A 22,121-nucleotide genomic window follows, 5' to 3' on the forward strand; every position below is an offset into this window, starting at 1 on the left:
TGGGCTTCTCGAGTTGGTGCCCGAGGCATTGTCTCAGCCCTGGCTTCCAAGGAGAAGTTTACGGAGAGGGGAACGGGGGATCAAGGGTGACCTCGTGCAACACTTCGAGACGGTGCTCTTGAGCAGTCAATACGTGGTCGCGAGGTCTGGCAACGTGCGACTGGTCGAAGGTCGGATGCGGAGTTCGAGGCACGTTCCCAGAAGGAGAAGGGGGCCGCCCGGTGGCGGTGTTCGGCCTGGCCACGGTGCTGTTCGGCAGCTTCGAAGTGTGAGCGAGAGTCTCCGGTTGATTCAGGGGGCGTGATCCCTGCCGCGTCAGTTCCCCTCGGCGCGGTAGGCGACCTCGGTGACGGCGAGATCCTGCCAGCCCATGCCCACGGTCTTGAGGAACACCGGGCCTGGAGCGTCCACGGGTCCGTCATTGACCAGCTCGCTGAGCGTGTGCAGGTCATCGGTGCCGAGGGTGCCGTTGTCGACGGCGATGCGGACGTCACCGGCTTCGCGCATCGCGGTGTCCACGTCCTCGACGTACACCGTGGCCCGTGACAGTAGGACGTCGTCAGTTTCCCGGGCGTCCGGCTCGTGGGATCCCATCGCGACCACCAGGGCATCATCGCGCACGAGGGAACCGTCGAAGAGCGGCTCACGAGCGCTGGTGCAGCACAGCACCAGGTCAGCGCTCGGGATGTGCTCGGCGGGGTCGGTGCCGGCGACGGCGCTGAAACCGTCCTGCGTGAGTCGGGTGACCAGGTCGTCGACCTTCTCCTGGCGACGGCCCAGGACGGTAACGGAGTTGATCGGACGTACCGCCGCGGTGGCGTGGACGTGGTTGAAGGCCTGCGGGCCCGTGCCGAAGAGGATGACATCCAACCCATCACAGGCATGTCCGCGCTGAGGGGCAAGGTGGCGCACGCCCACCGCGGAGAGCGCCGGGGTGCGGATCTCGGTCAGCGAGCTGCCTTCCAGCACTGCGGTCGGCTCCAGGGTGTTGGCGTCGAACAGCAGGTAGAGGCCCTGAATCTTCGGTAGACCGGCCGCGGGGTTGGCTGGCGCAACGCTGGCGACTTTCATCCCGGCGGCGGTCGGAGTTTCCGCAGGCATCAGCAAGAAGCTGCCCTGGTCGAGCGGGACGCTATTGCGCGCGGGCGACTTCGAAGGATCCAGGCCGTCGCGCAGGGCCTGCTCGATGGCGTCGACGGCGGCGAGCATGGGGACGCGCTGACGGACCTCGTCGGCGGTGATGAACGGAAGCGGCATGCCGCCCAGTCAACCACCCAACCCCGTCCACGTGGTGAACTCGGGCAGCGTCATGTCGGCGGACGTGGAGGCACCCACCAACGTGAGGAATTCTCGCGCCGCCGGGGAGAGCGTGCGGGTGGTGTCCTGCAGTACGCCGATTGTCCTGGTGACCGGCTCGCCGCGGAAGGGGCGCAGGACCACGCCGGCGACGCGGGTCATGGGGATCACGAAGCCGGGGACGGCGGAGATGCCGAGGTTCGCCGCGCACAGGCCCGTCACCGCCGAGATCGTCCCGGCGGTCACGGTTTGGGACGGGCGGATGCCCCGGGCGGCGAGTTCGCGGTCGGTGATGCGTCGCACGGAACTGGCCTCGGTGAAGGACACGAAGGAGTCACCGGCGAGATCGTCCCAGTCGATGGCGTCCTGGTCGGCCAGGCGGTGGGCCGCCGGCAGGATGCAGGCGAAGTGTTCCTTGGCGATGGGGGAGAAGCGGAAGTGGTCGGGGAGGCTGTCGAGCAGCTCGGGATCCTCGGCGGTGATGGCCAGATCCACCGAGCCATAGCGGCATTGCTCGATGATGTTGGCGGCCATGAGGTCCTGCAGGCTGACGCCCACGTTGGGGAAGGTGCGTCGGAAACGGTCGATGAACGGCGGTAATAGGGTGGCCGCGAGCGACGGCAGCGTGGCCAGGCGCAGTTCCCCGCTGGGCCCGCGCAGGTAGCTGGCGAGGTTGTTGATCTCCCGGTCGTAGGTCTCCAGGATCATCCGGGCGGCGCGCAGGAACTCGGCACCGGCGTCGGTGAGGGCGAAACTGCGGGTGGTGCGGTCGAATAGTCGGGCTCCGGTGGCCTTCTCGACCTGGGAGACCGTGCGGCTCAACGACGACTGCGACTGGCCGAGGCGCTCGGCGGCGAGAGTGAATCCGCCCTGGTCAGCCACGCAGACGGTGGCGCGCATCTGCTCGACGGTGATGTCAGTTATCCGCATACCGCAAGAATCTATGCGAGATTATTGTTTGACGCAACTAAATGCGGCGGCTCATAATCAGTTCATCCACGCGACCCAGGTCACAGTTCTACTTCGCAGAACGAACCAGAACTTCCCGACCAAGGGCCGCACCTCATCCGCCGACAAAGGAGAGCCTCGTGCTTGCTCTGTACGGATTCCTCACCGTGGGGATCTTCCTGGCACTCACCCTGTTCACCCGCACCTCCGTGCTGGTGGGCCTGGTCCTCGTGCCGATCGTCTTCGCCGTGCTCGCCGGCCACGGCGGTGACCTGGGCGACTTCATCGGCGCGGGTCTGCTGCAGGTCGCGCCCATCGCGGTGATGATGACCTTCGCCATCCTCTTCTTCTCCGTGATGATGGAGGCGGGCCTGTTCGACCCGTTGATCCGCCGGATGGTCGCCTGGGCCAAGGGCGACCCGGTGAAGATCGCCATCGGCACCGCACTGGTCACCATGTGCGTGCACTTGGACGGCGACGGTGCCGCGACGTTCCTGATCACCCTGTCGGCCTTCCTGCCGATCTACCGCCGGATCGGCATGCGCCCGCTCGCCCTCACCGCGATCGTTGCCCTCGGCGCGGGCCTGATGAATATGCTGCCCTGGGGCGGGCCGACCATCCGTGCGATGGCCGCCCTGGACATGGACGCCTCCGAAGTCTTCACCCCGATGATCATCCCCATGATCGCCGGTGGCGTGTGGGTACTCGTGGCGACCTACATCATCGGACGCATGGAGCGGAAGCGCATCGGCACCATCCGGTTGGGCGCTGAAAACACCGCGCAGGACGTCCCGCAGGACGCCGACAGCGACGCGCAGGACGCAACGGCCGCCGCAGCGTCCGACGCGGTCGACGACGCCGACCACGCCCGCCGCGATGCGGACGTCCCGCGGTGGCGCATGGCCGTGAACCTGGTGCTCACCCTCGCCCTCGTGGCGGTGCTGTTCACCCACGCGGTGCCGATGGAGGTGTGCTTCATCGTGGCGTTCACCCTCGCTGCCTGCGTGAACATCCCGAAGTGGAAGGACCAGCAGAAGCTCTTCCGCGATCACGGTGCCAACGTGGTGCTGGTGACCTCGATGGTCTTCGCCGCGGGCGTGTTCACGGGCATTCTCGGCAACTCCGGCATGATCGAGAATATGGCGCAGAGCCTCGCCGACGTGATCCCCCAGAGCTTCGGCAGTGTGCTGCCCGTGCTCGTCTCGATCGTCTCGATGCCGCTGAGCCTGGTGTTCACCCCGGACGCCTTCTACTTCGGCGTGCTGCCGGTGTTCGCGCACACCGCCGAGGTCATGGGCACCGACCCAGCGACGATCGCCCGCGGCGCGATCGCCGGGCAGATGACCACCGGCTTCCCGCTGAGCCCGCTGACCGCGTCCACGTTCATCCTCATCGGCATGGCGAAGGTGGAGCTGGGCAAGCACCAGCGGTTCACCTTCCTGTGGGCGTGGGGAACCACCATCGTGATCACTGTGACCGCGGTCCTCACTGGCGCGCTGACGTTCTAGTACTAACTTTCTAGGAGACTATTTCGATGAGAACCATCAGAATCGGGTCCGGCGCAGGGTTTGCCGGCGACCGCCTCGACCCGGCCGTGAAGCTCGCCAAGGACGCCGAGCTCGACTACCTCGTGTTCGAGTGTCTCGGGGAGCGCACCGTCGCCGCCGGGCAGCTGCGTCGGCTCTCCGACCCGGATGCCGGCTACGACCCGCTGCTGGAAACCCGGATGCGGGCCGTCCTGCCGCACACCGTCGCTCACGGCACCACCGTGGTGACGAACTCCGGCGCGGCGAACCCGGAGGCCGCCGCGCGGCTGATCGCCAAGGTCGCTGCCGAGGTCGTCCCGGAACGCGCCGTGACGGTGGCTTACCTCACCGGCGACAGCGTCCTGCAGCAGGTGCGGTCGGTGGACCCGCAGGTGTGGGAGACCGGCGAGGCGCTTTCGGCAGAATCGGCGGAACTGGTCTCCGCGCACGCCTACCTGGGTGTGGAGCAGGTCCTGCCCGCCTTCGACACGGGGGCGGATGTGGTGATCACCGGGCGTCTGGCTGACCCGTCGTTGTTCCTGGCGCCGATGGTGCACGAGTTCGGGTGGGACCTGGACGACTGGGCGCGCCTGGGTGCCGGCACCTTCGTGGGCCACCTGCTGGAGTGCGCCGGGCAGGTCACCGGCGGCTACTTCGCCGACCCGGTGACCAAGCCGGTGCCCGGCATGGCGGACCTCGGATTCCCCTTCGCCGACGTCGCCGAGGATGCCACCGCGGTCCTCGGCAAACTGGCCGACACCGGCGGCATGCTCACCCGGCAGACGGTGCGCGAGCAGATGCTCTACGAGGTCGCCGACCCGAGCGCCTACCTCACCCCGGATGTGACCGCCGACTTCTCCGGCGTGAGCATCGAGGAGATCGGGCAGGACGCCGTGCGTGTCAGCGGCGCGACGGGGCGTCCTCGGACCGGGACGCTGAAGGTCACCCTCGGCTTCCGCGGCGGATGGTTGGGCGAGGGCCAGATCAGCTACGCCGGGCCTCGCGCCCGCGAGCGTGCGGACCTGGCGTGGGACATCGTGCGACAGCGTCTGCACACCGTGCACGGCATCCACCCTGAGCAGGTCAACGTGGAGTTCATCGGTACCGGCGCGGCGTTCCGGAACATGACCCCCGCTGCTTCCGAACCCCCGGAGGTGCGGGTGCGCGTGGCCGCGCGGGTGGACACCAGGGAGCAGGCACACGCCATCGGCTGGGAGGTTGAGGCCCTGTACTGCGCCGGACCTGCCGCCGGCGGGGGAGCGCGCAAGGGCCTCAGCGAGGTCCTGGCGATCCGATCGACCCTGCTGCCGCGCGAACACATCACCGCAGAAGTCAGCACAGTAAGTACCGAGCACACAGCGGAAGGAACCCTCTGATGACCGTCCTCGACACCTACGCCGACGCCCGCACGGGCGACAAGGGCGACACCCTCATCGTCGCCGTCCTGCCGCGCAGTAGCGCCGACCATGCGTTCCTGCGCGACCGGCTCACCGCATCCGCGGTGGCGGAGCACTTCCGGTGTAAAACGGAGGATGTCACCGTCCGGGACGTCGCTGCCGTGGAGTCTTTCGTCTGTGAACTGCGCGGCGTGCTCGGCGGCGGGGTCACCGGCTCGCCGGTCCTCGACGGCCACGGCAAGACACTGAGCTACCACATGCTTACCCTCCCGATCGGAGAAGTGGAGACCCGATGAATCACACATCAACCGGCCCGACCTCGAAGGTCGTCGCCACTGCGCAGGACGCGGTGCGCGACGTGAGCGACGGCGCGCGCCTGGCCGTCGGCGGCTTCGGCCTCAACGGCATTCCCGACACCCTGATCTCCGCCCTCGTGGCGACCGGGGTGGGGGAGTTGGAGATCTACTCGAACAACTGCGGCGTCGACGACTGGGGCCTGGGGCTGCTGCTGAACAACCGGCAGGTGCGCCGCGTCGTGGCGTCCTACGTGGGGGAGAACAAGGAGTTCGCCCGCCAGTACCTCGCCGGGGAGCTGGAGGTCGAACTCACCCCGCAGGGCACGCTTGCGGAGAAGCTGCGCGCCGCCGGTGTGGGCGTGCCGGCGTTTTACACGCCGGCGGGCGTGGGCACGCCCATCGCCGACGGCGGTCTGCCGTGGAAATACCGGGAGGACGGCTCGGTCGCCGTGGCGTCCCCGCCGAAGGAGGTCCGCGAGTTCGGTGAGCGTCGCTTCGTGTTGGAGGAGGCGCTTCCCGCGGACGTCGCCCTGGTGCACGCGGAGGTGGGGGACACGGAGGGCAACCTGGTGTTCGCCAAGTCGGCGATGAACTTCAACCCGTTGTGCGCGATGGCCGCGAAGGTGACGATTGCCCAGGTAGAGCATCTGGTGGAGCCCGGCGAGATCGACCCGGCGCAGGTGCACCTGCCGGGCATCTTCGTGCAGCGCGTGGTGGAGACCGGGGAGCAGGAGAAGCGGATCGAGAAGAGGACGGTGTCGGCATGAGTTGGACCAAGGAGCAGATGGCGGCGCGTGCCGCCCAGGAGCTGGAGAACGGTCAGTACGTGAACCTGGGCATCGGCATGCCCACGCTGATCCCGAACCATCTGCCGGAGGGGGTGCACGTGGTGCTGCACAGCGAGAACGGCATCCTGGGCACCGGGCCGTACCCCACGGAGGATCAGCTGGACGCCGACCTGATCAACGCAGGCAAGGAGACGGTGACGGTGAACCCGGGCGCGGCGTTCTTCGACTCCTCGTTGTCCTTCGGCATGATCCGTGGCGGGCACGTGGACGTGGCCGTGCTCGGCGGGATGGAGGTCTCGCGCCACGGTGACCTGGCGAACTGGATGGTGCCGGGCAAGATGGTCAAGGGCATGGGCGGGGCGATGGACCTGGTGCACGGTGCGCGCAAGGTGATCGTGCTGATGAACCATGTGGCGAAGGACGGTTCGCCGAAGATCCTGTCGGAGTGCACGCTGCCGCTGACCGGGCAGGGCGTGGTGGACCGCATCATCACGGACCTGGCAGTGATTGACGTTGTGCGCGATGGTGACGGTGCTGGGGCTGGGTTCGGTGGACGCCTGGTGCTGCGCGAGACCGCGCCCGGAGTCACCGCGGAGGATGTTGCGGCAGCGACTGGGGTGGAACTGGAGACATAGGCTGACTGACCCCTCGGTTCCTGTTCCGAAAACCTAATCCTGTGAATTATGGGATCTTATGAGGGGAATCTTCAACTCAGCTACATGCAACGATTAATTTCTCTTCTTTCCGAATTTTGCACCTCCAAGGGAATTCAACCTCATCTCGACGTTGTTGAGGCCGATGACCGCGGTCGTGAGGGCGGAAGGCGATACTAATTCGTCTACCTGTTGGTCACGAATTCGGATTGCCTCGCCCCTCTCAGTAATGCCCACCTGAGTGTTGCGTAGGCGGTACGCGTGCATGACCTTCGAAACGAGTTCATCCTCGTACACTAGGTGGAGGAGGTCGACGATCTCGGACTGTATGGCACGAGGGAACTTGCTGTTCCAATAGCGAATCTCCTCCTGGAAAACAGGGAAGGATTTATTGAAATGAATGGTCCCGTGGGACCCATTTCGGACATCTTTTGAATCGAAACGGGCGGCATAGATTTTTTCGCTGTCGGCGGAAAAATCGTCGTCCCAGGTGACTTCCGGAATGCCATTGTTACTCCTGTGGTGCCTTCCCAACTCGCCGCCAGCACTGTCTGACGAAAGCTTCACCGCGGGGCCGGAAGAAGGGCTCCCGTTCATGCGAGCTCCGTTGGTGGACTGTGCAGACCGGGTGGGGTTCGGGTTGTTATTGCGACCTGAAGTGGTGGCAGGATTTCCGCGATGCCGACCATTCGGTGACTGGGTAAGGGAGGAGCTACGCCACCGGCTGCCGAACTGGCTTTCCAGACGCTCCATCCGCTTGCGTCGACTTTCAGTATCGCCAGACGCCTCAGTCTGCTGGCTTGCGATCTTTGCCTTTTCTATGGGTTCTGGGGTGTTGTCCACGAAGTAGTCCCACCATTCCGCCCATGGAAGGGAGCCGCCGTCATTGGAAATCAACATTCCGCGGGAGGCCTGGGGCGTGACCCCCCAGGCGGACGCATCCTCGGTCATGTGGGGAGGATCGATGACGATCCAGACCCGGTCCTTAATCTCGTCAGGAATGCCGAATTGGCGGAAATCGTGCGCGGCATGCTTGACGTCGTAAGCCTCGTCATCGTATTTCACCACAATGGAGGGATTGACAAGATTATAGGAACTCACTCCCTTCCGCATGTCGGACTCCGGGGTCAGGTACCACTGGATCGTAGTGTCACGCGGAGCCCGGAGGGTACCGGACTGCATGGACTTATCTTCGCCTCCGTTGATACGGGAGCGGATACCCCGCACTCGACGGGAGTGGATGGAACGACGGTCTTCGGTGCCATTGGCCTTGGTGTGGACGATGTAGCGGTCCTTGCTGTCCCGCCTTCCAGTATCCGTCGCGTCCTTCTTTGCTTCAGCGGTGGATACCGTCAAGTCAACATCTCCAGGAATGTCGAGGAACCGGCTATTGAGGTAACGCACGATACCCCGCCGATCGTTCTGGCATTCGTCCCTGAGGTAGTCGCCATCCATTGTCTCAGGGTGATCCTCACTACCAAGGAAGAGAAAGACCGTGCCATGCCCTGATTGCGCGATCTGCTCAGTCTTCAACTGCGCGGCATCGATGTCGATACCGGGTATCACTATGTTCGGTCGGACGCAATCCCCAAGGCTATCCTGAAATTCTCCATTTTCGTCGTAACAGTCGAAGTCCTTCAGCTCCCAGTATACGTTTTCTCCTTCCTCGCGGCGATGGATCCAAATCATCCATCCCTCAGGATCCTCCGCGGTCCAGGAGGCGACGATTATACCGTAAGGGTTCCACTCGTAGCAGGATGCTTTGAAGCCCTGACCGTAGTTTTGCCCGATGCCGATTTCTCGACCGCCGCCGCCAAACGAGGAGAGAAAACTTGGAAGCTCGTCTTCTCCCATTCCACATCCGTTGTCGGCGATATAGCGGCGCAGGAGGCCGTGCTTTTCGAAGCCTTGGGGCTCGATTCCGAAATTGATCCAAGTCGCACCTGCCTGGATAGAGTTTACGGCGCCCTCGCGGGCCCACTGGAACTTTCCGCCGGCGTGGTAGGCCTCTGTGATGAGGTGGTGGACGTCGGATTCGTTAACCCCTACGCGTTTGCTGATAATATTCTCCTATCGATGTCGTGGGTTTAGTTCTGCGCTCACCTGTGTGGTATGCGTGGCGTACCCGAACTCAAAATAGGTAAACCAGAATGCCATGAAATCACCCGCCAGGGTGAGCTCATCACTATGGGTACCGTTCAGAGTTGGGGCTTTTTACCGGCAAGCCTACGGGATACCATTCTATTTTGGAGTGGAACCAGACTACGCACAGGCGTCGGGTTACGGAAAGGTGTATATGTGCCGTTGAAGAGACTCCTCGTGATACGGAGTGCGTAGGTGACAGTGGGGCGTTGCAGTGTGTCACAAAATATAGAGGCCTTGGCCGACGCAAGATGAGAGTTGCGAAGCCAACGTCACCAGCCAAACCAGTTGCTCTGCCGGTTACGTCCATTGCGCCAAGTATTCGGTCGCGTTCGGCGGGGTCCTCGACAGCGTGCTGGTCCACGGCAGGATCCCTTCGTTCTGCAACCTCCCGATCAGGACGATGGGGGCGACGTTCAGGGCCTGGGCGTGTTCGTCGATCCATCGACGATTGATACGACCGGTACGCTCCGGCGTGCCGGAGGGGAGAATGAGGTCCGCCGCCAGCGAATCGGCTGCTCTCTCGGTGGTCGACGGAGAAGTCTGCGGATCGTCACTTCCCAGCTGCTCGATCAGGGCTTGGTCAGGTCCTCCTACATGCTCAAGGAGGAGGTGGGCGACTTCGTGCATCAGCGTGAAGAAGACCTTGTCGAGACGCTTTCCGCGTCCAGAGAGCCCGATGACCGGCGTTCCCTCGTCGATGAAGGCGCATCCGTCCAGTTTGCTGTGGGGGAACGACTCCACGTAGACGAGCCGGACCCCGACTTCGGCGAACTCCCGTTGGAAGTCCGCCAGCGCACCGAGTTCACGCAATCGGTGGGTCAGAGATTCGGCCAGCCTTCCGAGTGCAGCACGGTCGTAGGTTGCAGCTTCGATGTCTCGAGCCCTTATTCGGACGCACGCAGCCCAGGATCGTTGCCTGGTGCTGACATTCTCATCCTCGTTGCTCCGGCGCGCAGCGAACTGGATGTCTGCGTCGCCGTCGAGTGCGCTGGATCCGAGAAGAGCTCGGATGTCCTGTTCCTGCTCCTCAGGGCTTCCGTCCCTCACATACCCTCGGTTGACGAGGAGTCTGATTGGGGCGATGGTGCGTAGGCGGGCACGGCGTTCGACGTCGCTCAAGCTCGCCGCCATCTCAGGGTCTTCGTTTTGCTCGTGGAGGAGGTAGACATTCTGGAGGTTGAGCCAGAGCTCGGGGCTCGTACCGAGGGCGGTGGCGATCTGTGCGGCTGTGGCCCGCGTGATCTCCTTCTTCCCATTGACGATATCGGAGACGAGCTGAGTCGGCCGGTCGATGATGTCGGCGAAATCCGCGTAGCTCCAGCCAAGGGTCTCAAGTTCGTCGGCGAGGTACTCGCCGGCGGGGAAGACTTCGGCGAGGTGGGTGTCAGTCATGATGTTCACCAGCTCTGAGTGGTTTTTCGGGGTACTTGATTGCTGTGGTGGGTGGAGTGCGGCTACTTGTAGTGGTCCGACAGTTCAAGGAAGATGACCGTTCTGCCATCAGGGTCGGTTCTGAAGCGAAGGATGAGTCTGTACTGGCTGTTCAGCCGAATCGATGAGGTTCCTTTGCGATCACCCGAGAGCTTTTCGAAGTGCAGGGCTCGGTAATTGTAGAGGTCGCGGTCATCTGTGGCCTGGGCGAGGAAGTAGATTCTCTTGCGGTATGCCTTGAGTAGTTCCGGTCCCCACTTCGTGGGGCGGAATTCTCGCTCGGTGGTTGCCCGTCCTACATGCTCGCCATCACCTTTACGGTGATTGACCGTATGTGACTTGCCCAGGGCCGTCAAGGTCCAGCAGAGACGGCCAGAGAAGCTGAATTGAGCGAAGTCAGGACGGTCCCGTCGTCCTCACGACGCAGACTGTGGTTTCCGTCTTGGACGGAGACCGGCGGCGGGTGGGGCATGTGGGAGTCAGCGGCGCTTGGCTGGATCCCATTGCTTTGGCAGGTCGGACCGTAACGCCCCATAAAACTTGCTGGCAGTGGAGATAACCCGAGTGACGTGGACACCGGCGGGGATCTTAGTACGACCGGAGATGTAGGGGGTCAGCTCAGCCGGGTGAGCATCGTCATCGGTGAGAACTTGGTGGAGGATCCAGGTGACGGCGGCGGTCTCGAATGCGTGGGCCTCCGGGGAGAAGTTCTGTCGAGAGCTCGGGTGCGAGGGGGTGGTACCCCGGTGGCCGAGGACGAACCCTGCGCTGCTGCGTACTACAGCGTCGAAAATCTCCTCTGCCGTGCGATGGCGTTCCTGGAGGAGGGCAAGGATGTCCTGCTCCTCTTTGCTCCATCGTTCGAGGGTAGATTCCTCGATGCTCGGGAGTCTCGGCGCGCATTGTGACCTCACGTGCCTGGCGATGGCCTCGGCGCAGTGGTACCGGTTCGCCGGGTGCTCGGTGACGATGAGATGGTGCTCTTCCGGAGCCTCGAACGTCGGTTTGGGGCGGTCAGTCCCGGTCATGGGCATTGTGTGGCGAATATCCCAGACGAAGGACACCGGTCCCAGCGCCTTCTGGGATAGGGACCGGGGTAGTTCCCGGGGCAGGTCGTCTGTTCCGCATCCACCACGTGCCCAGGTCGGAGAGGAAAGTGGCGTGCGGATCAGTCATCAGCGCGATGGCCGCATTGAATGGGGCGATCCGGGGGAGCATGCCGAGCTTGCCGAGGAAGGTCATCGCTAATGTGTGCTGCTTGGCGAGGCTGACCTCGTAGTACATGGCGTGCAAGGATGCGGCAATGTAGTCAGGATCTTCATCGGCGGCCTCGGGATCCGTGGACAGTGGTGCGGTCGGTGGTTCGCCAGCGGCAGAATCGAAATGGTCGGGGGAGTTGAACATGAGGGTCTCCGTAGGGTGCGGGTGCAGGTATCGGAGAAGCTATCAGCAGGGCAGGACACAATCGTGGGGTGTTCGATTGGGATGTTCGAGCGCTTCGTTCTGTGGCCGAATCACCACAAGCGGTACTGACGACCGGTGCCGTCCCGGACGGATGGGTCGCTGCAGGCCTAAGGCAGAGTTATGTGAGTTGGCGGCGGTGTGACCCCCATCGCTGGTGGCGGGGTGCTACCTGGTGGGAAAGCTCAACCAGGGCGGGGTCAATGGGCGGACGACCGAGGAGACAGCAGCTGGGAGACCCGCCCCCGGCCGCCTCCGAGGAGGGCCGCAGAGTCGCTGATACTGTAACCCTCTTCTCGGAGCCGTCGGGCCACATTGCGGGTCTGGGCCGCCGCCTGCTCCTGAGCGGTCGCGGCCTCAGCGTTGGCCTTCCTGCTTTCGCGGATGTGTCCGGTAAGAGCGCCGATATCGGGGATAACCTCGATCTGCATTGCGGAGTGGTTGGTATCCGGATCGACGGTGTCCAGGTAGTCGCAGACCTGGCCGACAGCGTCGGTCAGGTGCCGGACGGAGGTCGCGTTGTCGTCATCGATGATGAGGTCCCAGCCGTCCGACCATTTCCGGGCGTGAACGGTGAGGGGGTTGGCGAGCTCCATGATGGCTATCCTTTCGTGACCTTGTCGATGGCCTTCAACCTGCATAATTCATGGGGTAGCGATGAACCCCGTTCAGCAGGCCCCTCGTCCCGGACAGGCAGTTGATCCAACTGTAAGCATGCCCGGCCCCCGGCCTCTACGTGCAGGCCTGGGAACTGGGGCCCACGGGGGTTCCATCAAGCGGGGACAAGGACGACGATCGTGACAAAGACGCGGCGACGGCGGCTCGCTACACCGGGATTCTCAACCCTCCATATCCGCGGCACTGGCGAGGATCCGGTAGTACTGAACCCGGAAGGTCTCAGGTGCCCACAGCACTTGCTGTGGGCATTCCTTGACCTCCGAAAGGATCACTAGGGCCATCATCCGCCAGACTTGCCCCGACCCCATGATTCGATGAACCGCTAGACAGGCCGCTGCAGGTTCGTCGCATCACCGCTACCAAATGCCTCCTCCCAACATCTGGCACCGGGGTGCCGACGTCAGAGTCTATCCGGACGGGGTCATGCGGAGGTTTCGTCATCGCCGATGGACATACGGGCGAGGATCTTCTGTGTCTTCACAGCGACGGTGGTGACGCGGCCGATGAGATCGACGACGTAGCGGGGGTTGTCCAGCTCGTCGCACCAGTCGTTGGGGTCGTTGGTGATGCCTGAGGCCTTGTCCGTCTTCACCTGCCAGCGGTCGATGACCCAGCCGAGTGCGGAGCGTGAACCGAGCAGGTACTCCTCAACCTCTTCCGGGATGCCGGTGATGGTGACCTTCGGGTTGTAGACGATGGTGGTGTAGTCGGTGACACGCTTAGTCGTCTTCCACTTCATCTTCGTCACCCGCCAGGTCTCCCGGTCGTCAGGGTCGGCGGTCTTCTTCACCTCCACGTCCAGGGGGTAGGGCTCGACGGTCTCGAAATTGATGTGGAGGTCCATGAGCTGACGGCCCGCCTCGGTGACCGCATCGAAGCGGGCGCGGTCTGTCGGGGTCTCGATGTGGGGGAGCATCTTCTTCAGGTCCGCGGCGTAGGTCTTCCGGTAAGCGGGGTCGTGGAGCTGGCCGTAGACGAAGTGGAAGATGTCGTCCTTGGTGATGTCTGTGTCGAGGGCCTGCCGGTAGATGTCGAGGATCTCGTCGGTGATGTTGTCGACGCGACGGTAGCCGTCGGCATCTATGTCGTTGCCGGAGGACATTGCGCTGAAGTCGAGAGTGCCTTCCTCGGGCTCCGTCTTCTCGTAGCTCCAGCGGGGGAAGAACTGTCCGGAACTCCCGGCACCCGTCACGTTGAGATTTGGGAGAGAGGTCGTCGATAGGGCACTGAAAGGTACATCCGACCCCGAACCAACTACATAGATGCCTATGTTGCTATGGCGATGTGTAGGGAAAATTGAAGGGAGCTGGTAGACACGTTCATTGAGTTGTCGATTGAAGTATGTGTGCTGATTCTGGAATGGCCGGTAAATTCCAATTCTGTGGCTGTCTTTATCGTCGTTTACTTCCTGATTTCTGGCGAGGATCTGCTTGATTCCCGCGTTCCAGTTCATATTCCCGAATTTTGTAAACTCTAGGGCATCCTTTAGAAATCTTGTGACATCCGCTTCTTTTGGTTTCTGTATATCGTGGTCTGATGTCCATTTTGTGAACGATGATCGCGCGCGCCGATATTGATCAATCATCGAAGCAACCTGCACCTCGAGTTTTCCTCTGGAGAATGAGTAGCACCAGCCATCTCGAGCGGTATTTAGTCCCTGAGAGTAATTCTTGAAGAAGGTGGGAACGTGAGTTTTTCCTTTCTTATTTCCGAGGGTTGGCCAAGTGGAGAACTCATCAGTCCGTTGATTTACCCAGTCGCCTTGAGAGTTTGGTGTGAGGTGAGTCCAGTCGATGTTCTCGAGCGTTGCCTGGGATACCCGAGATAGTTTTGCTTCCTTGGGTATATAGTCCCCAATATCCTTGTAGAAAACCTCGCAGCTGCCAGTGTGGGTGGGGTCCTTAACCCCGATCCAGATCGCGATGGTGTTTCTTGACCCTGAGCCGAAGACTTTGCCGCCTTCCTTGCGGGACTGTTCACCGGCAGTGCGTTGGTTACCTCGCAGGTTGTAGACGTAGATTCGCGAGTAGTCCTCCGTCAGGGACAGCCGGATGCCGTCGGCGGTGTTGCCGTAGATCCAACCGCCGTTTGAGACGAAAGCGACGATGCCCTGATCTCCGATGTGATCCGTCGCCCAACGGAAAGCGCGGAGGTATGAATCGTATAGATTGTTTTTATTCGTTGTGGTTGATCTCTTTGCGTATGTCTCTGCTATTCGTCCGTCAAGAGTTGGGTATTTCAGGTTTTCGTTCAGATCGTTTGCGGAACTTTGGCGTGCTGAGTACGGCGGATTGCCGACAATCACGTTGATTGGTGCGGCGAGCTGCGCCTCGATTCGTTTATTGTTGGTGGGGAAGATTTTCAGGTCTAGTTCGTCACCTGTCTCCGAGATTTGGAACGTGTCCGCCATGACGATGCCGGGGAACGGTTTGTACTCCTGCTCAGCGGCGTCCTGGCCGGGAGCGCGGGTCAAGGCATGGTACGTGGACTCGATGTTGACAGCGGCAATGTAGTAGGCGAGCAGCATGAGCTCATTGGCATGCAGCTCGGAGGCGTACTTGCGCGCCAGGTCGTCCTTGCTGATCAACCCTGACTCGAGCAGTCGGACGATGAAGGTACCGGTACCGGTGAACCCGTCGAGTATATGAACGCCCTCGTCCGTCAACCCCTTGCCGAAAGCATTGCGGGAGGCGGTGTCCGTCGCACGGAGGATGAAGTCCACGATTTCCACCGGAGTGTAGACGATACCCAAAGCATCCGACTGGGCTTTGAAGGCGATACGAAAGAACTTTTCGTACAGCTCCGCGATCACCTGCTGCTTGCCCTCGGCACTCTGCACCTCCGAGGCACGGATACGGACGGAGGCGTAGAACTTCTCCAGCCCGGCGGTCTCAGATTCGAGCCCGTAGTCATTGAGGGCGTCCACCATCGTCTGCATGACCTTGGACACCGGATTGTGCTCGGCGAAACTCTGCCCCTCGAACAGCGCATCGAAGACCGGTTTGGTGATGAGGTGCTGGGCGAGCATCGACACAGCCGCAGCGATGTCGACCGAGTCGTTGAGATTGTCCTTCAACCCCTGGACAAAGTCGTCGAACTGGCGGCGCATTACAGAGCGACTGCCTGTGTCCTCGTAGACGGCCGTGATCCGTGTGACAAGGCGGTCAACGATGTCGGCGACATCCGCTGCCCAGTCCTCCCAGTACGTCCGAGTACCGACCTTGTCCACGATGCGGGTGTAGATCGCCTGCGTCCACTCAGACAGGGCGAACAGGGCCATCTGGTTCGCGGTACCGGCGTCCTCGCCCTTGGCGTCATTCTTGGAGGAGTCCGCCTCCGTGCTGTCGTCGTCGCCGGCAGCGGGACCGACATGCCCACCGAGCAGGCGGTCAGACTTCTCGCCGTTTTTCTGCGGGGTCTTCGCGTTCAGCGCGATGGAGTTCACCATTGCGTTGAAGCGCTCATCATGGGCACGCAGAGCATTGAGGACCTGCCACACCGTCTTGAACCGGCGGTTGTTGCTCAAGGCAGTAGAGGGGGAGACTCCGGCGGGAACGGCGACCGGCAGGATGATGTAGCCGTACTCCTTTCCCTCCGACTTACGCATCACCCGACCGACGGACTGCACAACGTCCACCACGGAATTGCGTGGGTGGAGGAAAAGGACCGAATCCAGGGCTGGAACATCCACGCCCTCCGACAAGCACCGGGCATTGGTGAGGATGCGACATTCGTCATCAGCCACCGGAGCCTTCAGCCAGGTCAGTTCTTCATTGCGCTGCAGGGCGTTGAAGGTACCGTCGACATGGTGCACCTCGCAGTGCAGGCTCCGGTTCGTCTCGTCGATCCGGTGACCCTCAACCTGTTGGTCATCAAGGATCTCCTGGTACGAATCCACTACCTGTGGGAACATCTCCGCGACTTGCTTGGATGCCTTGATGTCCTTGGCGAAGGCTACCGCTCGGCGCATCGGGATCTCACCGGGGGAGAAGGTCGAACCGTCCGGCGCAGTGCCGGCGCGCTTCGCCAGACCGTTCCAGCAGCCCACGATCTTCGAGGCATCGTCGAGGGATAGCTCACCATCAGTCGCCATCGACCCCTGCAGCTTGCCGGCCATCACAGACTCATCGACCGTGAGCACCAGCACCTTGTAGTCGGAGAGCAGACCGCGGTCCACTGCCTCGCCGAACGACAGCCGGTGGAACTCCGGGCCGAAGGTGGAGGCATCATCCATCGAGACGATCTCTGCGGAATGCTCCTCCGCTTTCGCCCTCGTGGTGTCGTCGAACAGTCGGGGTGTCGCCGTCATGTACAGACGCTTCGACGACCGGATGAAGTCAGGGTCGTGGACTTTGACGAAGTTCGAGGCATCCTCGCCGTCGAGAGTGACACCGGTCGTGCGGTGAGCTTCATCGCAGATGATGGCGTCGAAGTCGTCCGCGCCGTGCTGCTGCGCCTCGTGGATCGTCGGGAGGGACTGGTAGGTGGTGAACACCACCGTCAGCCCTGCGGCCCGGCGCCGGTGTCCGCCGAGCTTCTCCGCCAGCTTCTTGCCGTCGGTGGTGACCGGGATGACGACGTCTTCGGCAGCCATGTCTTCCGTGGCCTTGGAGACCTTGTTGTCAGAGCAGACCGCGAAACTGCGCATCTCCAACCCCGACTGTGCATTCCACTCACGCAAGGTCTGGGACAACAGGGAGATGGATGGGACCGCGAACAGGATCCGCGCCTTCCCGTTGAGATCCTGTGCCAGGCGTTCGGCGATCTTCAACGAGGTGAAGGTCTTGCCCGTGCCGCAAGCCATGATGAGCTTGCCGCGGTCCGTGGTGGTGCCGTCTCCCTCAGCCCAGCCTTGGAACACAGCGTCGATGGCCTCGCTTTGGTGCGGGCGAAGTTCATGCGGAGACTGCGGAGACAGATCGACCTGCAGGATATTGTGCGGCCACGCGATGTCCCAGCTGACCGGGGAATCCTCCAGGTCCTTCATGCTGATCCGGGTCACCGGGATCTGCTGACCCTCCAGCGCGGCTTCAGCGTTCTTTCCCCACTTGTCCGTGGTGGAGATGATCACCCGTCGAGTGAAGGGGGCCTTGCCGGACTCGGTGAAAAAAGAGTCGATGTCTGACTTCGCCAGGTAGTGCTCGGGGTCGTAAAACTTGCACTGCACCGCGGCAAACTCATCGGGCGTGCCGTAGTCGGGACCGGTTTCCGTGACATGGGCGACAAGGTCAATGCCGTTGTCTCCATGGTTATGCCGTCCTGGCCAGTCCGGCCAACGCCACACCTGGTCGTACTCCTCATGAAGCGTGGGGTCGAGCTCGAACCAGCGCACCATGAGCTGTTCGAACTGAGTGCCCTGTTCCGAGGTGGAACGGGAGTCACGGAAAGCATTGATCACGTCGTGCACGGAGCCCATGGCGGGAATTCTACTCATGTCGTTTTCAGCGACTATGGAGGAGTCCGCCCTGCCCGTGAGGGTTCGCAACTCCGATGGTCCACCGACCTTCAGTGCAGGTGCCGTGGACCGAGACCGCTCGTTCGTGTCCGGGGTGCAGGATATACTTTCCCCTTGATGACTTCACAGACTCAGCTCAGCCCCTTCGCCGTGGTCGATGTCGAGACCACCGGTTTCAGCAACCGTGATCGCGTTCTTGAGGTTGCGGTGGTCCACGCGGACGCGGACGGTACCGTCACTGGCCGTTGGTCCACGCTGATCAACCCCCAACGCGACATCCCGAACACCAGGATCCACGGCATTTCCGGCGCCGACCTCATCGGTGCCCCGAGCTTCGCCGACATCGCCGGCGATCTCGCCGAACAGCTGAGCGGGCGCATCTTCGTCGCGCACAACGCACCCTTCGACACCCGGCTGCTCGGCGCGGAGTTCGCCCGTCTCGGCATCACCGCTGTGCCGTTCGCCGAGGCGTATCTATGCACCCAGAAGCTCACCGGTGCGGTGCTGCCGGCCTCCGGTCGTAGCCTGTCCACCGCGTTGGCCGCAGCAGGCATCAGCAACGCCCACGCCCACGCCGCTCTCGGGGATGCCGAAGCCACCGCCGAGCTGCTCCAGCACTACCTGGGGACCCACCGCAGCACCGTGGAGCGCTTCCTCGGTGGCGTTCGGACCGTGGAGTTGCCCGTCGCCGAACTCAGCAGCGGTGCCGTAGTCGCGCTGTGCCCACGCACCGGCGCAGCGTCCGGCGTGCAAGACGGGGTGTGGCTGAACCAGCTTTCCTCCGGCATTCCGCTGGCCGGCGACGCGAACGTAGACGAGTACCTCGACCTGCTGTCCACGGCGATGCTCGACCGGGTGCTGTCCGCCCACGAGGTCCAGCAACTCACCGACTGTGCTGCAGACCTGGGGATCAGCCGCGAGATTGCGGTGGACCTGCACACTGGGTTCATCCGCCAGCTCGCTGTGCTCGCCTGGGCCGACGGCACCGTCACCGAGGAGGAACGCGACGATCTGCTGGCCGCGGCACGCGCACTCGGAGTCTCGGAGGAAGAGGTTTCCCGGTTCCTGGAATCGCCGGACGCCGCAGGCACGGTGGATGCAGTGGACGCGGGTAGAGGAGCGCAGGCCCGTCTGGGACTGCGCCTGGCGCCTGGCGACCGAGTGACCTTCACCGGTGCCACCGAGATTCCCCGCGAGGTGTGGGAAGCGCGCGCCACCGAGGCCGGCCTGGACGTGGGAGGGGTGAAGAAGGCCTCGGCGCTGGTCGTCGCCGCCGACCCGGACTCCTTCAGCCGCAAGGCAGCCAAAGCGCGTGACCTCGGCATACCGGTGGTCTCCGAGTCCGGGTTCGCCCGCCTGCTCGGGGAACTGGAGAACTCCGGCAGCGGGGAGATCAATCCGCGCACCGTGCTGGAGGCCTCGCACCATGAGCACCACGAAGACGATGAACCGGATGCTCCAGAGACCTTCGACGATGATGACGCAGAGGTGGGGCTGTCCGGGCAGTTCTACGACGAGGACGACCAGGCCTTCAGTGAGATCCTGGGGGAGGCGGTCGACGTCGCCACCGGACTGCTGAGCTACCTCGCCCGCACCCACGGCAGCCTGCGCGCCGCGGTGGAGCATGCCGGCATCTCCGCGGTCGACGGTGAACTGCCGTCCTACGTCGAGGACCTCCTGGCACGCGCCGGCGACGAAGACGGCGCGTTGAACATCGCAACGACGATGCGCAGAGGCACCGTCCAGGACGTCCTCGCACGTGCCTGGGGTGCGTGCGACGAGCGCGAACAATTGATCCTGCGCAACCGCTTCGTGGCGCTGGACGGCGCGACCCTCGACGAACTGGGTGCTGAGATTGGGGTGACACGCGAACGCGTCCGGCAGCTCGAGAAGAAGCTCATGACCCGCCTGCGGCCCATGGTCACCAGTGGTCCGGTCGCGGATCTTCTCGCCGGCATCCGTGTCCACGCGCACCCGGTGAATACCCTCGAGGCAGTCACCGACATCTTCCCCGAACTCGCCGTGACCCAACGAGGCTGGGAGGCACCGCTATGGCAGATCCTCGATGCCTTCGACGACGACTTCAGAGTCGACGACGGGTGGGTGTGTTTCCCGGACCTTCCGACTGCCGCCCAACGCACCGGCAACTTGGTGACCCCGATGGCGAACGAGGAAGGCGTGGCCCGGGTGGCGGACATCCTGGAGCGCTCCAGCCTGGACGACGAGAAGGTGCTGCGGGAATGGCTGCGCACTTGCGGCTTCCATATCGCGGGGGAGCACGTCTTCACCCGTGCTGGCTCGATCCCGGCGAGGGCCGCGGCCGTGCTGTCCGTGGTGGGCGAACCGATGGCTGCCATGGAGATCTACTCCGCGGCCAACGAGACCAAGTCCGAGCGATCCTTCCGCAATCGACTCGGTGCCAGCGACGCCATCTCACGGGTGAGCATCGACCGATGGGCGCTCACGAGGTGGGGACTGGAGGAGTACACCGGCATCGCCGACCTCATCGGGCGGCGACTGGACGCCGCTGAGTCGATGGAATCCCCGGAGTCTCCGGAGTCCCCGGAAGCCAGCGTTCCCATCGACGATCTTCTGGAGGAGCTGCCCCGCAAGTTCGGGGTGTCCGCCCAGTCGGTGCGCACCTACGCCTCCACAGGCGAGTTCGAATTGTCTGACGGCATCGTCCGTCGCCGTACCGAGCCGATGGTCAACACCGCGGAGCCGGAGGACTCCAATGGTCTATATGTTCGCGCAGGCCGCTGGTGCTTCCTCGTTACCGTGAGCAACGATCACCTGCGAGGGGTGGGTATCAACATCCCGAACGGAATGACTTCTGGTCTTGGTCTGACCTGGAACGAACCGCGAGAGTTTCCCAGTGATCGCGGTAGGCACCGGGTGTTGTGGGGAAATACCGGTACAAGTTACGTCAGCTCCGTTCGGGAGATCCTGGAGGAGCAGAACCGAAGTGCGGGGGATCGAGTATGGATCGATCTGCACGACGGCGAGTACTTTTCTGTCGCGCCAGCCCTACCCGCCACGCTTGGGATCGGTGCGGGCATGGCCTGGCTCGCCCAGCACGTTGGCGCCGAGGCATCCACCGATGAGGCAGAGAACACCTCCGCAGTCGCCGTGGCACTGGGGTTGAAGGCAAATGCGCCCCGGCGCAAGATCCTCGCCCGGTTCCGTCATCGCTCCGACCATGAGGCGGTGGAGCTGCTAGAGCGACTGTGGATGTAGCGGCGGGACAATGCCCGGGCTATACCGTGGAAGCCAGTTGCTGGGCGCGTTGATGGCTGACGCCGAGGATTGTGCCGATGTCCCGGTACGACAGGCCCTCGCGTTTGAGCGACTTCGCGCCGCTTCGCATGGCCTCAGTTGCCCTGCATTGTGCGTTTTCAGCTTTGACGCGCAGTTCCCGAACTTCGTCGGCGACGTGTCTCAGATCCCCGGTCGGGGCAACGGAGATCTCCGTATCGAAAGGATCAACGCCAAGTTCGGGGAAGAGGTCCAGCGCGTCGCGGACCATGTCGGGAACTTGGTCTAGCCTGCGGGTCTGGGTGAAAAGTCCGTCGACCTCGGGGACCGAGATCGCCCACCAACCCTGCGAGCGGGTGGCGTAGGCAGTGAAGTGAGTGGTCATTGGCCCATTCCTAACTGGTGGCGAATGCCCCGGGCGCCGAGCTCGTTGATCTCGGCGTGCCGGTGCCGTGCCATCAGGATAGTCCATATAGATTGACCGCTCTAGGCAAGTCGTATAGACAACACTTGAAACGTCGAAGGCCGGTTCGCTGACTCCGACCGGCCCGAAGCAGCTCGTCCCCACCACCGGCGCAATCTCTGCATTTCGGCCCGATCACTGCCAGCGATCGGGCCGAAATGCAGAGATTGCGCCGGGCAGCAGAGGCGCTAGGGCTACCAGAGGTGCCAGGGGCCGGGACACGTCCCGCAGTAGACACACTTTTTGTCGTTTGCCTCTCAAGCACCCGCCCTGGCTAGCGCATACATGAAAGCCGACCGCCCCCTCCAGTAGGAACTGGAACGGACGGT

The 22,121-nt window shown here is 63.0% G+C and carries 16 protein-coding genes; 6 read left to right on the forward strand and 10 right to left on the reverse strand.

Annotated features, from left to right (window positions below):
- Nucleotides 1-315 precede the first annotated feature (315 nt).
- Nucleotides 316-1,257 (reverse strand): ornithine cyclodeaminase family protein, encoded by a 942-nt coding sequence (locus ACT3SZ_RS04780; protein ID WP_444617110.1) that lies wholly within the window; start codon nt 1,255-1,257, stop codon nt 316-318.
- 9 nt (nt 1,258-1,266) lie between these two features.
- Nucleotides 1,267-2,226 carry a LysR family transcriptional regulator gene (locus ACT3SZ_RS04785; RefSeq protein ID WP_444617112.1) on the reverse strand — a complete coding sequence of 320 codons (960 nt, stop codon included), beginning with the start codon at nt 2,224-2,226 and terminating at the stop codon, nt 1,267-1,269.
- 158 nt (nt 2,227-2,384) lie between these two features.
- Between ACT3SZ_RS04785 and ACT3SZ_RS04790 the strand changes: the two genes are divergently transcribed.
- The 5 genes from ACT3SZ_RS04790 to ACT3SZ_RS04810 are packed head-to-tail and all read left to right on the forward strand — an operon-like array spanning nt 2,385 to nt 6,886.
- A complete protein-coding gene (locus ACT3SZ_RS04790; protein ID WP_444617113.1) occupies nt 2,385-3,752 on the forward strand; it encodes a CitMHS family transporter in 1,368 nt (455 codons plus the stop codon).
- A gap of 26 nt (nt 3,753-3,778) precedes the next feature.
- A complete protein-coding gene (locus tag ACT3SZ_RS04795) occupies nt 3,779-5,146 on the forward strand; it encodes an acyclic terpene utilization AtuA family protein (protein ID WP_444617114.1) in 1,368 nt (455 codons plus the stop codon).
- Nucleotides 5,146-5,463: an AtuA-related protein gene (locus ACT3SZ_RS04800; protein ID WP_444617115.1), complete on the forward strand. Its 318-nt coding sequence runs from the start codon at nt 5,146-5,148 to the stop codon at nt 5,461-5,463. Before ACT3SZ_RS04795 ends, ACT3SZ_RS04800 begins: the two co-directional genes overlap by 1 nt.
- A complete protein-coding gene (locus ACT3SZ_RS04805; protein WP_444617116.1) occupies nt 5,460-6,230 on the forward strand; it encodes a CoA transferase subunit A in 771 nt (256 codons plus the stop codon). The genes ACT3SZ_RS04800 and ACT3SZ_RS04805 overlap by 4 nt, the downstream gene beginning before the upstream one ends.
- Nucleotides 6,227-6,886 (forward strand): CoA transferase subunit B, encoded by a 660-nt coding sequence (locus ACT3SZ_RS04810; RefSeq protein WP_444617117.1) that lies wholly within the window; start codon nt 6,227-6,229, stop codon nt 6,884-6,886. The genes ACT3SZ_RS04805 and ACT3SZ_RS04810 overlap by 4 nt, the downstream gene beginning before the upstream one ends.
- 93 nt (nt 6,887-6,979) lie before the next feature.
- On the opposite strand, the gene ACT3SZ_RS04815 is transcribed toward ACT3SZ_RS04810, so the two are convergent.
- The 7 genes from ACT3SZ_RS04815 to ACT3SZ_RS04845 all read right to left on the reverse strand — a co-directional run bounded on the left by ACT3SZ_RS04815 (nt 6,980) and on the right by ACT3SZ_RS04845 (nt 18,035).
- Nucleotides 6,980-8,758: a hypothetical protein gene (locus tag ACT3SZ_RS04815; protein ID WP_444617119.1), complete on the reverse strand. Its 1,779-nt coding sequence runs from the start codon at nt 8,756-8,758 to the stop codon at nt 6,980-6,982.
- 588 nt (nt 8,759-9,346) lie between these two features.
- The gene (locus ACT3SZ_RS04820; RefSeq protein WP_444617120.1) at nt 9,347-10,441 is read right to left on the reverse strand and encodes a HigA family addiction module antitoxin; all 1,095 of its coding nucleotides are present in this window, start codon (nt 10,439-10,441) and stop codon (nt 9,347-9,349) included.
- Between the two features lie 62 nt (nt 10,442-10,503).
- A complete protein-coding gene (locus ACT3SZ_RS04825) occupies nt 10,504-10,836 on the reverse strand; it encodes a type II toxin-antitoxin system RelE/ParE family toxin (RefSeq protein ID WP_444617121.1) in 333 nt (110 codons plus the stop codon).
- A 123-nt stretch (nt 10,837-10,959) separates the two neighbouring features.
- The gene (locus tag ACT3SZ_RS04830) at nt 10,960-11,508 is read right to left on the reverse strand and encodes a hypothetical protein (protein WP_444617123.1); all 549 of its coding nucleotides are present in this window, start codon (nt 11,506-11,508) and stop codon (nt 10,960-10,962) included.
- Nucleotides 11,495-11,884 (reverse strand): hypothetical protein, encoded by a 390-nt coding sequence (locus ACT3SZ_RS04835; RefSeq protein ID WP_444617124.1) that lies wholly within the window; start codon nt 11,882-11,884, stop codon nt 11,495-11,497. The genes ACT3SZ_RS04830 and ACT3SZ_RS04835 overlap by 14 nt, the downstream gene beginning before the upstream one ends.
- Nucleotides 11,885-12,141: 257 nt before the next feature.
- Nucleotides 12,142-12,537, reverse strand: coding sequence for an antitoxin HicB (locus tag ACT3SZ_RS04840; protein ID WP_444617126.1), 396 nt, complete (start codon nt 12,535-12,537; stop codon nt 12,142-12,144).
- 503 nt (nt 12,538-13,040) lie between these two features.
- Complete coding sequence (locus ACT3SZ_RS04845) at nt 13,041-18,035, reverse strand: DEAD/DEAH box helicase (RefSeq protein ID WP_444617128.1); 4,995 nt, start codon at nt 18,033-18,035, stop codon at nt 13,041-13,043.
- 156 nt (nt 18,036-18,191) lie between these two features.
- On the opposite strand from ACT3SZ_RS04845, the gene ACT3SZ_RS04850 reads away from it, so the two are divergent.
- On the forward strand, nt 18,192-21,311 hold the full coding sequence (locus ACT3SZ_RS04850) for an exonuclease domain-containing protein (protein WP_444617130.1): 3,120 nt from the start codon (nt 18,192-18,194) through the stop codon (nt 21,309-21,311).
- A 19-nt stretch (nt 21,312-21,330) separates the two neighbouring features.
- Here ACT3SZ_RS04850 and ACT3SZ_RS04855 read toward each other — a convergent pair whose 3' ends face one another.
- The gene (locus ACT3SZ_RS04855; RefSeq protein WP_444617132.1) at nt 21,331-21,714 is read right to left on the reverse strand and encodes a transcriptional regulator; all 384 of its coding nucleotides are present in this window, start codon (nt 21,712-21,714) and stop codon (nt 21,331-21,333) included.
- Between the last annotated feature and the right edge of the window lie 407 nt (nt 21,715-22,121).

It is taken from the genome of Corynebacterium sp. AOP40-9SA-29 (genome assembly GCF_052377405.1).
GTDB lineage: Bacteria > Actinomycetota > Actinomycetes > Mycobacteriales > Mycobacteriaceae > Corynebacterium.